At 69.3% G+C, this 12,452-nt stretch carries 10 protein-coding genes; 7 read left to right on the plus strand and 3 right to left on the minus strand.

The window, feature by feature from the left end:
* The 3 genes from VF289_RS05475 to VF289_RS05485 all read right to left on the minus strand — a co-directional run.
* Positions 1-899: pectinesterase family protein (locus tag VF289_RS05475; RefSeq protein ID WP_330881901.1), on the minus strand; the 899-nt coding region annotated here is incomplete at its 3' end.
* 23 nt (positions 900-922) lie between these two features.
* Positions 923-2,917 (minus strand): DUF6807 family protein, encoded by a 1,995-nt coding sequence (locus VF289_RS05480; RefSeq protein WP_330881903.1) that lies wholly within the window; start codon positions 2,915-2,917, stop codon positions 923-925.
* Positions 2,917-4,503 carry a glycoside hydrolase 43 family protein gene (locus tag VF289_RS05485; protein ID WP_330881905.1) on the minus strand — a complete coding sequence of 529 codons (1,587 nt, stop codon included), beginning with the start codon at positions 4,501-4,503 and terminating at the stop codon, positions 2,917-2,919. The genes VF289_RS05480 and VF289_RS05485 overlap by 1 nt, the downstream gene beginning before the upstream one ends.
* A 339-nt stretch (positions 4,504-4,842) precedes the next feature.
* Here VF289_RS05485 and VF289_RS05490 point away from each other — a divergent pair, with 339 nt between their 5' ends.
* From VF289_RS05490 to VF289_RS05520, 7 genes are all read left to right on the plus strand, one after another.
* Positions 4,843-5,847: a sugar ABC transporter permease gene (locus VF289_RS05490; protein ID WP_330881907.1), complete on the plus strand. Its 1,005-nt coding sequence runs from the start codon at positions 4,843-4,845 to the stop codon at positions 5,845-5,847.
* A 4-nt stretch (positions 5,848-5,851) separates the two neighbouring features.
* On the plus strand, positions 5,852-6,511 hold the full coding sequence (locus tag VF289_RS05495) for a YesL family protein (RefSeq protein ID WP_330881909.1): 660 nt from the start codon (positions 5,852-5,854) through the stop codon (positions 6,509-6,511).
* Positions 6,508-8,010: an extracellular solute-binding protein gene (locus VF289_RS05500; protein ID WP_330881911.1), complete on the plus strand. Its 1,503-nt coding sequence runs from the start codon at positions 6,508-6,510 to the stop codon at positions 8,008-8,010. The genes VF289_RS05495 and VF289_RS05500 overlap by 4 nt, the downstream gene beginning before the upstream one ends.
* A 117-nt stretch (positions 8,011-8,127) precedes the next feature.
* Positions 8,128-9,630: an extracellular solute-binding protein gene (locus VF289_RS05505; RefSeq protein ID WP_330881913.1), complete on the plus strand. Its 1,503-nt coding sequence runs from the start codon at positions 8,128-8,130 to the stop codon at positions 9,628-9,630.
* A 55-nt stretch (positions 9,631-9,685) separates the two neighbouring features.
* Positions 9,686-10,969, plus strand: a complete 1,284-nt coding sequence (locus VF289_RS05510) for a glycoside hydrolase family 28 protein (protein WP_330881915.1) — start codon at positions 9,686-9,688, stop codon at positions 10,967-10,969.
* An 8-nt stretch (positions 10,970-10,977) separates the two neighbouring features.
* Positions 10,978-11,409 carry a DUF4064 domain-containing protein gene (locus VF289_RS05515; protein ID WP_330881916.1) on the plus strand — a complete coding sequence of 144 codons (432 nt, stop codon included), beginning with the start codon at positions 10,978-10,980 and terminating at the stop codon, positions 11,407-11,409.
* The gene (locus VF289_RS05520) at positions 11,406-12,380 is read left to right on the plus strand and encodes a carbohydrate ABC transporter permease (protein ID WP_330881918.1); all 975 of its coding nucleotides are present in this window, start codon (positions 11,406-11,408) and stop codon (positions 12,378-12,380) included. The genes VF289_RS05515 and VF289_RS05520 overlap by 4 nt, the downstream gene beginning before the upstream one ends.
* Positions 12,381-12,452: the final 72 nt, after the last annotated feature.

The raw sequence follows: 12,452 nt of genomic DNA on the forward strand, positions 1-12,452 counted from the left end.
GCCGGGTCGGGCGCGGCAGCGAGCTGCGGGCCCCTGCTCTCCCGCTCGCCCCAGTCGTCGCCGTGCTCGGCCAGCCGCGCGTCCTCCCAGTCGAAGCCCCCCATCCCGCTCCACGGATCGACCGCCACGTGCGGTCCGACGACGCAGGAGCTGACGATCCCCTGCCCGATCGCATCGGGCTTCCCACCGGGGTGCCAGGGCCGCCCGAGCCGCACGCTCCCGGCCGGGACCCCGTCGGCCGCCGTGAGCCGCGCCCCGTGCACGAGCAGACCGCGCGGGTTCTCGCGCGCCGTCGAGGGGGCCAGCAGGAAGCCGGGGCCGACGCTGCGGATCTCCCCGCCCTCGATCAGGGCGGTCGCCCGGCCGTAGAGGAAGTCGACATCGCCCTCGATGAGGCAGTCGCGCAGGTGGGCGCGGCGCACCGACGCCCAGCCGGGGGCGTCCAGCAGAACCGTGTCCTGCCGGCCGAGCAGGTGGCAGCGCTCCATGAGGATCCGGTCGCCGCGGGTGCGCAGGGCGATCGCCTGGGTGTCGGGCCACTCGGGGTGGAGTCGCTTGTCGAAGGAGTTGGCGACGGTCAGATCACGCACGGTGACATGGTCGGCGTCGATCGTGAGCGTCGCACAGTCCTGCACGAACGGCAGGCCCGTGCGGTCCCGCGCCCCCTGGTGGAGACCGAAGACGATCCGCACGTCCTCGGCGCGACCGGTCGCGGAGCGGATCAGCAGCTCGCTCTCGCGCGGGGCGATCACCACCTGCTCGACGTACTCGCCGGGCTCGATCACGATCTCCCGCACGGCAGGGTCCTCGAGTGCGAGGGACAGCGAGGGGAGGGTCCCGGCGCGGCGGCCGACGAGTGCCGTGGTCCCGGGAGCGGAGAGTGGGATGCCGACGGTCATGGTGCTCCTTCGCACGGGCAGGATCAGCCGAATGCGGCGGCCGGGCCCTCGGCGGCCGTGATCGACGCGAGCAGAGCGGGCACGTCGTCGACGCTCACCGGGTGGTCGAACACGGCGGTGCGCACCACCACGTCCAGGTGCGCGCCGGGGTCGAGACGGCGCGGGGCGTCCCATGCGAGGCTGCTGCCGGTGCCGATGTAGTCCGAGATGCGCACGAACCACGGGTCGAGCCGACCCTGCGCCTCCTCGTCCTGCACCATCAGCAGGCTGCTCCAGGTGGTGCCGTGGCGTCGCTGGATGATGACGAAGGGACTGCGGGACCCGTGCGCCGCGGCTTCCCCGCGCCCGCCCTCGACCAGCACCTGCACCTCGTCGGCAGGGGGCAGGCGCCAGAACAGTCCGCCGTAGCCCGCCCCGAGCCGGCCGCGGTTCGCGGGACTCGTAAACGTCACGGGGTCGGTGACCGGCCGGAGCCGGCTCCGCCAGCGCAGGCCCCATCCGCGCGGGCCGGGCAGCGCGTAGGAGCCGAGGTGACGCTGCTCGTCCAGCAGGCCGGAGCCGTCGTGGGCACGCCACTGCACGCGGGACGAGAGCTCCCGCCCGGCCGGGTCCAGCGACTCCCGCAGGGACTCCTGCACCCCATGGTTGTCCAGCAGGGTCGACCCTCGGCCCTCGACGTAGGTGCGACCGCCCCAGTAGGTGGTGCCGTTGACGTCGGGGACCGTGAGGGACAACCCGAAGTGGTGGCGATGGTCGGTGGGATTGGTGACGGTCATCGCCCGGCCCGCGAGGGAGCGCACGGGATGCAGGTGCGGGCGAGGGCTGTGCACGGGCGGCATGCTGCTGCCGGACGCGGCCACGGCCAGCAGCGTCCCTCCGGCCAGCAGGGTCCAGTCCCGGCCCTCCTTCACCCAGCCGAAGGGCACGTTGCCGATGTCCTCCAGGAGGGAGTCCTCGACGAGTCCGGATCCGGAGACCGTGGGGACCCGGGACGGAGGGACCCGACCGGTGCTGTTCCCGACCAGCAGGATCGGCTCGAGGACCCGCACCCTGCTGCCGGCAGCTCCGTCTGTGCCGTTCGTGCCGTCTGTGCCGTCGAGCCGTTCGCGCAGGAGCGACCACGCGACCGCCCCGGCGTCGAGCTGCTCCTGGCCCACCGTGGTCAGTTTCGGCACCGCGAACTGGGTGAGGTCGATGCCGTCGAATCCCGTCACCGACACATCGCCGGGGACGTTGACCCCGAACTCGTTCAACCGGGACTGCAGCCCGAAGGCGACCAGATCGTTGAAGGCCAGCGCCGCGGTCGCCCGGGAGGCGAGCACGGCCTCCGCCGCGTCGTACCCGGCGGACATGGTCGCTCCGCCCGGCAGCACCTGGAGGGTGAGGGACGGGTCGGCGCCGGTGAGGGAGTGCAGGGCGGCGAGGCGTTCGCGGTGGGCGGCGCTGCGCGGCGGCCCGGCGAGGTACACCAGGTCCCGGTGCCCGAATCCGGTGAGATGCTCCACGAGCTGGCGCATGCCGCTCGCGTAATCGATCGCGACGACGCCGGTGCTCCGGTTCAGCGGCCTGCGGTTCAGCACCACGACGGGGTCCGCCCGGGCGATGACCTCCTCGAGGCTCAGATCGTCCATCCTCGGGGAGACCAGCATGATCGCGTCGCACTGCCGGCGTGCGTCCCGGGCGAGAGTCGCCTCGGAGTCGGGTGAGCCGGCCTCCGCGACCAGCACGCTGTACCCGTCGGCCTCGGCGGCCCGGGAGATGCCGCGCAGGAGCGACTGGTACATCGGGTTCCCCAGATCGGGGATGATCAGCGCGATGGTGCGCGTGCGCCCGGTGGAGAGGTTGCGGGCGGTGATGTTGGGCTGATAGCGCATGCGCTGCGCGGTCTCCCGGACCCGGGCTCCGATCCCGGGGTCGACGGAGGTGTGCCCGTTCAGCACCCGGGAGACGGTGGCGCGGGACACCCCGGCCGCCTCGGCCACCTGCGTGATGGTGGGGCCGCCTCGTCCTCGTGTCATCAGATCTCCCGTTCGTCGCGTCGCACGACCACCGGCCCGAATCGGGCACGACGGTCCTCGAGTCGATGGTGCACCATGCCGAGGGCCGTGGCGAAGAGCCCCACCTCCGCTCCGATCCAATGCCCCTCGACGGCCTGCCAGTCCGCGAGCAGCGGCACCCGGGCGCCCTCCACGAGGGCCGTGAGGGTCACGCGCCCGGTGGGTGCGGTGAGGAGCTCGAGCCCGACGGTGACCTCGGCGCCCGGGTCCTCGTGGAGAACGCGGTGCGCGAGGGTCTCCTCCTCGGCGCCGTCCGCGGTCATCGTGGCGGAGACCAGCGAGATGCCGTCCGCGTCGCGACGCAGCCCCGCCCAGGCGTAGGCGTACCCCAGGACCACGAGCCCGGCGCGCTCCTCGGAGGCGGGAGCCGCGGCGGTCGCCGGGGTCGGCAGGGTGAGGTCCACCGTCCAGGTGGAGGGCTGGCCGGGCAGCTGCTGACCGAGGATCGCCCCGAGATCGCGCAGGTCACCGCGGGGGCTGGGGACGAAGGCCAGGTCCAGGCCCCCGTCGCCGGTGCGGTGCCAGGAAGGGTCCGGGTTCGCCTGCCAGTGCCAGCGCGGGGTGAGGACCGGGGAGTGGAAGTCGTCAGATCGCTGCGGCTCCGACCAGGGCTGCGCCTCGCCCTCGGCTCCGCTCGGGCCCTGCAGCGTCGCACCGAGCGCGGGCAGCTCGGCGAGGGGCCGACCGCGGACGGCGTCGAGGGGCTCGCCCATGTGCGGCCAGCCCTCCTCATCCACCGTCACCGGCTGGACATGGGTGACCCGACCGAACACGCCGCGGTCCTGGAAGTGGAGGAACCACAGGTTGCCGTCCTCGTCGTCGACGAGAGCGCCCTGATGCGGTCCGTTGACCGGGGAGGAGTCCTGCTCGAGCACGATCCGGTGCTCATAGGGGCCGTGGACGTCCCGAGCACGGAAGACCACCTGGTAGCCGTCGGCGACCCCTCCGGCCGGGGCGTAGATCCAGTACCAGCCGTCGCGACGGTAGGCCTTGGGCCCTTCGAGGGTGAGCATGCCGGGGATGTCGGCCCCGTCGATCACGGTGCGGGTGGGGGAGAGGGCGGCGGTGAGGTCCGGCGTCACCTCGAGCACGCTGAGCAGGTTCTTCACCCGGGCGCGGGACTTCGCCCAGCCGTGCACGAGGTACGCGCGGCCGTCCTCGTCCCACAGCGGGCACGGGTCGATCAGGCCGTGGCCGGCCAGCAGCAGGTGCGGCGCGCTCCACGGCCCGGTCGGGTGCGGGGCGGTGAGCACGAAGATCCCGTGGTCGGCATCGGGGTAGACGATGAAGAACGTGCCCGCGTGCTCGCGCAGCGCCGGCGCCCACACACCGCTGCCCCGTCGGGGCAGGGAGTAGTGCTCGGCGGGCACCACGGCGGGCAGCGCGTTGGTGACGTGCTCCCAGTCCACCAGGTTCTCCGAGCGCAGCACGGGCAGGCCCGGTGCCCGGTTGAAGCTCGAGGCGATCATCCAGTACTCCGAGCCCACGCGGATCGCATCGGGGTCGGGCCAGTCCGCGTCGAGGACGGGGTTCGAGAGATGCTCCACGGGGACTCCTGAGCTGAGGTGAGATGCCGGACGATGCACGAGCCGGGGAACCGGTTTCTGGCGTCCTGGTCGCACACCGTATCAGGGCCGGGTTGCAGGGGGAAGAGCGTGCTGTCGAGGCGTGCCGCGCGAGCGCGATCCGGCGATACCTGATCGTGACATCGCTATGAACTGGTGTTTTGTCAGAAATGCAGGTGCAGTCGGCCGGCAGCCTCGAGGAGATTCGGACTGAGGCGTTGACACCGATTGTCACCGAGTCCAGACTGTGGCGAACGCGAGCAACCGGTTACCCAGGGAACGGTTTCTCGCCGACTCTCAATGAGGAGCAGAGGTTTATCCATGGTGTCTGACCCCGTGATCGACTCCGGTGCGAGCGCGCCCCGGCTCGACGTCCCAGCGCTCGCCCCCTCGGCGGGATCCGCACCGCTCGCACCGCGCAAGCGGAGCGTGGGCTCCCAGCTGTGGAGGTACCGGACCCTCTACCTGATGGCGATCCCCGGCATCCTCTACTTCCTGGTCTTCAAGTACGTGCCCATGGGCGGGCTCATCATCTCGTTCCAGGACTACAAGCCGTTCCTGGGGATCCTGAACAGCCCGTGGGTGGGCTTCGAGCACTTCGTGCGCCTCTTCACCGAGAACACGTTCACGATGCTGCTGCGCAACACCCTGATCCTCTCGATCCTGCTCATGGTGATCTCGTTCCCGGTGCCGATCATCCTCGCGCTGCTGCTGAACGAGCTGCGCTCGAAGTGGTTCCAGCGCAGCGTCCAGACGATCATCTACATCCCCCACTTCATGTCCTGGGTGATCGTGGTGTCGATCTTCTACGTCATGCTCACGATCGACGGCGGAGCCATCAACAACGTCGTCCAGCAGCTGGGATTCGAGCCCATCGGGTTCCTCACCGACCCCGAGTGGCTGCGGCCCATGTACGTCTTCCAGCACATCTGGCGCACCGCGGGGTGGGGGACCATCGTGTATCTCGCCGCGCTCACCGCGATCGACATGAACCTCTACGAGGCGGCGGAGATCGACGGCGCCAACCGGTGGAGGCAGACCTGGCACATCACGCTCCCCGCCATCCGCGCCACGATCATCGTGCTGTTCATCCTCTCGATCGGGGACTTCCTCGAGCTGGGCTTCGAGCACATGTTCCTGCTGCTGAACTCCCTGAACCGCGAAGTCGGAGAAATCTTCGACACCTACGTGTACACCGCCGGCATCCAGAACGGCCAGCTCAGCTTCGCGACGGCCGTGGGCCTGTTCAAGGGACTCGTGGGGCTGATCCTCGTGATGATCGCCAACTCCCTCGCCAAGAAGTTCGGCGAAGAAGGCGTGTATTGAGGTCATGTTGTTCTCCTTCGAATCCTTCGCGACGCTGAACCACTGGCTCGGGGCCTTCTGGCGCCTGATCCAGCTGAACCTGCTGTGGATGCTCATGACCCTGATGGGCCTGGTGGTCCTGGGTTTCGGCCCGGCGAGCTATGCGCTCGCGAGCTGCCTGGACGGATGGGTCCGCCGCGGGGAGGGACCGCCGACGACGGCGACCTTCTTCCGCCGCGCGAGGGAGCAGGGATTCCGTCCCGTGGTCATGGGATGGGTGCTGCTCGGGGCAGGCACGGTCATCGTCGTGAACCTCCTCAGCCTGAGCGACTGGTACCTGCGGGTCGCGAACCTCGTGGCGCTCGCCGCGCTCGTGCTCATCGGCGCCTACGTGTTCTTCGTGATGGCGGCGACGGAGGTGGTCGGAGCGAGGCGCCAGATCGTCACCGCGCTGCTGCTGGGCATCGGCTCGCTGCACTGGAGCGTGCTCGGCGCGACCGGCGTCGCCCTCGCCTACCTCGCGATGTTCCGCCTCGCGATGCCCCTGCTCCTCCTCCTGGGGGCCGTGCTTCCGGCCCTCCTGGTGGCCCTGATCCTGCGCTCGGCCTGGCGGGATCTCCCCCGAGACCCTGAAGCGGTGCGCACCGATGCGCCCGCACCCCTGACGAAAGGTGTTCCCGCATGATCCAGCGCAGAAGTCTCCTCAAGGCCCTCCCTGTCGCAGCGGCGGGTGGTCTCGCCCTCTCCGCCTGCGGCGGGAACAGCGGATCCGGCGGGTCGGGCGGCTCCGACGGGTCTCTGACCTGGATGTCGATGCTGCACACGCCCACCACACCTGACGCCGCCGGCCCGGTGATGACGGGGCTCCAGGAGCACTCGGGCATCGAGGTCGAGTTCCAGTGGGTGCCGGACGCCTCGAAGGAGGAGAAGATCACCGCCGCGCTCGCCTCGGGCTCCCTCGCCGACATCAACACGTTGAACCAGGGCATGGCCTCCGTCCGCGAACCGCTGGCCTCCGGACTGTTCTGGGACGTCGAGCCGCTGCTCGCGGAGTTCCCGAACCTTGCGGCGATCAATCCCGCCATCATCGACGCGGCGCGGCTGGACGGGGTGCTCTACGGCGTCCCGTTCCAGAAGCCGATGGCCCGCTACGGGGTGCTGGTGCGTCAGGACTGGCTTGATCGCCTGGGTCTGGAGGTGCCGCACACGACCGCAGAGCTCGAGGAGGTCGCGAGGGCCTTCGCCGAGGGCGACCCCACCGGCACCGGCTCCCAGACCACCGGGTTCATCGACCGCGAGGAGAGCTTCATGGTCGGCTTCCGTTCCTTGAGCGGGTACTTCGGGGCGGGGGATCGTTTCGAGCTGGATCCCTCGGGGAAGATCGTCCCCGCTGCCACGACCGAGGCGTTCAAGGAGGCGATGGAGTGGTACCGCGGCGTGTACGAGGCCGGGGGGATCAACAAGGAGTTCATCACCACCCAGAAGCAGAACCAGCAGCAGGCGATCGCCCAGGACAAGGGCGGTCTCGTGGTGACGGGGCTGTTCGAGGCGAAGAACTACGTGGCGCTGGCGAACGAGATCAACGCCGAGACCGAGGTCGAGTGGACCCTCATCAATGACATCACCCATGAGGACGTGCCGCGCCGGATCCTCTCGGACACCAACGGCGGCATGGGCGGGCTGATGGCCCTCAACACCCAGACCCTGAAGAGCGAGGAGGACGCCAAGCGCGCCCTCGGGCTCATCGACAAGCTCCTGGACGAGGAGTCCTTCGAGCTCATGACCAACGGCGTCGAGGGGACGCACTTCGAGATCGACGCCGACGGCGCGGTGACCATCACCGATCAGACCCGCTGGGAGCAGGAGGTTCAGCCCTACTCGAGCTCGCGGCCCTCTGACCAGGTGGTCCTGTACAAGTCCACCGATCCCTACGTCAATCTCGCCAACGAGCTGATGGCGGAGAACGACGAGTTCGCGATCGTGAACCCGGCCCAGTCCCTGTCCTCGACGACGTACGACGCCCAGTGGACGACGATCGAGACCGCTCTCAACGACGCCTACAACACCTTCATCATGGGCCAGTCCTCCATGGCGGACTACGAGTCGACCATCGAGTCGCTGCGCGGCCAGGGCCTGGACGACATCATCGCCGAGTACACCGAGGCCCACGACGCCGTGAGCTGAGGATGCCGGTGCCGACGGGCTCCCAGCGCCCGTCGGCACCGCCCTGCACGTCCTCCCGAACCCACCCGCACGATCCCTCCCAGGCCGAGGACGGCCGACATCGAAAGGAATCCCAGGATGATTCAGCGCAGAACTCTCCTGACGTCCCTGCCCCTCGCCGCGGCCGGCGCCGTGGGCCTCGCCGCCTGCGGCTCCTCAGGCAGCGGCGGCGGCTCCGGCAGCGCCTCGCCGCTGACCTGGATGTCGATCCTCCACACACCCACCACGCCGGCGGCCGGCGGCACCGTCGAGTCGGGCCTGTCCGAGAGCACCGGCACCCCCTTCGAGATGCAGTGGGTTCCAGCCTCGTCCTGGGACGAGAAGGTCAATGCGGTGATCGCCTCCGGAGACATCGCCGACATCACCACCAACGTCTCGTGGAACCAGTCCGCGGTGCGCCAGGCGCTCACCTCGGGCATGTTCTGGGAGATCGACGATCTCCTGGGCGACTACCCGAACCTGGCCGGCATCAATCCCGCCACCCTCGATGCGGGACGCATCGACGGCAAGCTCTACGGCGTGCCGATGGTCAAGGAGGTCGCCCGTTACGGCGTGCTGGTGCGCCAGGACTGGCTGGACCGACTGGGCCTCGAGGTGCCCCACACGATCGAGGAGCTCGAGGAGGTGGCGATCGCCTTTGCCGAGGGCGATCCCACCGGCACGGGCGCGGAGACGACCGGCTTCATCGACCGCCAGGAGTCCTTCGGTGTGGGCTTCCGCTCGCTGACCGGCTACTTCGGCGCTGGGGACCGCTTCCAGCTCGACGAGGCCTCGGGGAAGATCATCCCCGCCTACATCACCGACGAGTTCAAGGAGGCGATGGAGTGGTACGCCGGCGTCTATGCCGCCGGCGGCATCAACCAGGAGTTCATCACCACCCAGAAGCAGAACCAGCAGCAGGCGATCGCGCAGGACAAGGGCGGCATCGTGGTGACGGGCCTGTTCGAGGCGAAGAACTACGTCGCGCTCGCGGAGTCCATCTCCCCTGACACCGAGGTGGAGTGGACCCTCATCAACGACATCACCCACAAGGACGTCCCGCGCCGCATCCTCTCGGACACCAATGGCGGCATGGGCGGCCTGTTCAGCTTCTCCACCCAGAGCCTGCCGGAGGAGGCCGATGTGCGTCGCGGTCTCGAGCTCATGAACGCGCTCCACGAGGAGCCGAGCTTCCAGCTCATGACCAACGGCGTGGAGGGGACCCACTTCGAGTTCGACGGCGAGGGTGCCCTCGAGATCATCGACCAGGCACGGTGGGAGACCGAGGTCCAGCCCTACAACGGCTCGCGCCCCAACTACGTCGTGGAGACCTACAAGTCCACCGACGAGTACGTCAACCTGGCGAACGAGATGATGGCGGAGAACGAGGAGTTCGCCATCACCAATCCGGCCCAGCAGCTCACCTCGCCCGCGTACGACAGCTCGGCCTCCACCATCGAGCAGGCCCTCAGCGACACCTACTCCAAGGTGGTCATGGGCCAGGCGACGATCGCGGACTACGAGGCGACCATCGAGGCGGTGCGCGGGCAGGGCCTCGACGACATCATCGCCGAGTACACCGAGGCCTACGACGCCCTCTGAGCCTGCCCCGTCGGCTCCACCGCACCGCTTCATCCTCCGAAAGAAGGCACCACCTGTGACCCTCACCGACCAGACCACCGACACCTCGGCCGCACCGGATGCGGCAGCTGATGACCTGGTCACCGCGCGCCTCCAGCGCGAGATCGACGACGCCGCCGCACGCGGCGGCGGACGGGTCGTCATCGGTCCCGGCGTGCATCGCACCGGTGCGCTGCGTCTGCGCTCGGGCATCGAGCTGCACCTCGAGGCCGGGTCGGTCCTGCAGTTCGTCCCCGATCCTGCCCTGTACCCGCCCGTCGAGGCGCGCTGGGAGGGGGTGGCCGGGACCGTGCACTCGCCGTGCCTCTTCGCCCAGGGGGAATCGGATGTGGCGATCACGGGGCTGGGCACCATCGACGGCGGCGGTGCCTACTGGTGGGAGCACCGTGACCAGCTCGAGCTGGCGCGCCCCACCCTCATCGGCCTCCACGAGTGCCACCGCGTCGTGCTGCGGGACGTGGTGCTGCGCAACTCGCCGGCCTGGACGGTGCACCCCGCGCTGTGCGAGGACGTCAGCATCTCCGGGCTCAGCATCCAGAATCCCGCCGACTCCCCGAACACGGATGGCATCGATCCCGAGTCCTGTCGGAACGTGCGCATCAGCGACTGCCACATCGATGTGGGCGATGACTGCATCGCGATCAAAGCCGGTACCGAGCGCACCCCGGAGCGGGTGGCCTGCGAGAACATCACCATCACGAACTGCACGATGGTGCACGGCCACGGCGGTGTGGTCCTCGGCAGCGAGATGGCCGGAGGGGTGCGGAACGTCGTGATCAGCTCGTGCGTGTTCCGCGGCACCGACCGCGGGATACGGGTCAAGACCCGCCGTGGCCGCGGCGGACTCATCGAGAACGTGCGAGTGAGCTCGATCGTCATGGAGGACGTGCTGAGCCCCTTCACCGTCAACTCCTTCTACCACTGCGGCCCGGAGGGGAAGCTGCCCCACGTCGGGGACCGCAGCGCCCGGGACATCGACGAGGGCACCCCGCAGATCCGCGGCCTCCACCTCTCGCACATCACGGCCACCGGCGTGCGCGCGAGCGCCGCGCATCTCTTCGGGCTCCCCGAGTCGCCGCTGCGGGACATCTCCCTGCACGACGTCGCGGTGACCTTCGCCGAGGACCCTGTCCCGGGCACACCTGAGATGGCCGACGGGGTGGACCCGGTCGCGGGCGAGGGCATGCGGCTCGGCTTCGTGCACGACGCACGACTGTCCGAGGTGCGTGTCCACGGCGCTCGCGGGGAGGCCCTCCTGCTCGAGGAGTGCGAGCGCATCTCCGCCGAGGCGGCGGGGTGATGAGCGTGATGACCCGTCCGGCCCCTGTGCGCCGCACGGCGGAGCTCGTGCTCGTCGCCGTCGGAATCCTGCTGTCGATCCTGACCATGGGCGGCTTCACGCTGGTGATGCGCGAGATCGACATGCCCACTTTCGAAGAGGTCGTGATGCCTGCGCTGCTGGGCGGCGGCGACCTCCCCGTCGCGCAGGCCCACGAGATGGCCAGCACGCTCGCGGCCTGGTTCGGCATCTCCCTGGTCGTTCTCCTGCTGCTGAGCGCCGCCGGCATCGCGTACCTCCGTGGCCGTCCGCACCGGCGCACCGCGGGCGCGTGGTTCCTCGGCGCGGGGCTCGTGTGCCTGGTGGGCAGCCAGCTGCTGCTGTTCCCCGTCGCCTTCCTGTTCTTCCTTGCCGCAGGGCTGTTCGTCCTGCGCCCCACCTCCGAGCGGAGCCCCGGATGACCCTCTCCCACACCTCCCCATCGGTCCCCCCGACCCTCGCGGACGAGGTCACCGAGCCCCCGCTCGGAGGCGCTGCGAAGGTGCCGTCCCCGCGGCGCAGAGGACGCCCCCGCACCAGGGGTCAGAAGGTCTTCGGGGTGTTCAACGGGATCCTCCTCACCGGCTTCGCGCTGATGTGCCTGATCCCCTTCGTCCACATCATCGGCAGCTCCTTCGCCACTCCCGGGGAGCTCGCCACCCGGAACTTCGTCCTCATCCCGCGGGAATGGTCCACGGCGGCCTACCAGTACATCCTCTCCACCCCCACGATCTTCCGCGCCATGGGCGTCTCGGTGTTCGTGACGGTGGTGGGCACCTTCGTCAGCCTGGTGCTCACCTCGATGATGGCCTACGCGCTCTCGAAGCCCCAGCTGCCCGGTCGCCGCTACATCAACTTCCTGGTCATCTTCACCATGCTCTTCAGCGGCGGCATGATCCCCAGCTTCATCGTGGTGACAAAGCTCGGGCTGGTGGACTCGCTGTGGTCGCTGATCCTCCCGGTCGCCGTCAACGCCTTCAACCTCGTCATCATGCGCAACTTCTTCCAGGGCATCCCGGCCAGCCTCGAGGAGGCCTCCCGCATCGACGGCTGCTCAGAGGTGGGCGTGTTCACGCGCGTGGTGCTGCCGCTGTCGCTCGCCTCCATCGCGACCATCGGGCTGTTCTACGCGGTGACCTACTGGAACACCTACATGCACGCCGTGCTGTACATCAACGACTCCTCGAAGTGGCCCATCCAGGTGCTGCTGCGCCAGGTCGTCATCGTCTCCAGCGGCATGAACGCCGATGCCACCGCCGTGGACGTCGTCCCGCCCGCGCAGTCGGTGAAGATGGCCGTGATCGCCGTGGCCACCCTGCCGATGCTCGCGATCTACCCCTTCGTGCAGCGCTTCTTCGTCAAGGGAGCCATGATCGGCTCGGTGAAGGGATGAGTCACCAGCGCCCCCTGAAGTGGTCCGATCCGCTGCGCAGGATGCGCGTCCCGGGTGCTGTCGGAGCCTGGG

Origin of the sequence: Brachybacterium sp., assembly GCF_036379615.1 — a bacterium.
Taxonomy (GTDB): Bacteria; Actinomycetota; Actinomycetes; order Actinomycetales; family Dermabacteraceae; genus Brachybacterium.

Coding starts and splice junctions, on each gene's coding strand:
- VF289_RS05495 (WP_330881909.1), top strand. CDS start 5,852: ATGTTGTTCTCCTTCGAATCCTTCGCGACGCTGAACCACTGGCTCGGG.
- VF289_RS05505 (WP_330881913.1), top strand. CDS start 8,128: ATGATTCAGCGCAGAACTCTCCTGACGTCCCTGCCCCTCGCCGCGGCC.
- VF289_RS05490 (WP_330881907.1), top strand. CDS start 4,843: ATGGTGTCTGACCCCGTGATCGACTCCGGTGCGAGCGCGCCCCGGCTC.
- VF289_RS05520 (WP_330881918.1), top strand. CDS start 11,406: ATGACCCTCTCCCACACCTCCCCATCGGTCCCCCCGACCCTCGCGGAC.
- VF289_RS05480 (WP_330881903.1), bottom strand. CDS start 2,917: ATGACACGAGGACGAGGCGGCCCCACCATCACGCAGGTGGCCGAGGCG.
- VF289_RS05515 (WP_330881916.1), top strand. CDS start 10,978: ATGACCCGTCCGGCCCCTGTGCGCCGCACGGCGGAGCTCGTGCTCGTC.
- VF289_RS05500 (WP_330881911.1), top strand. CDS start 6,508: ATGATCCAGCGCAGAAGTCTCCTCAAGGCCCTCCCTGTCGCAGCGGCG.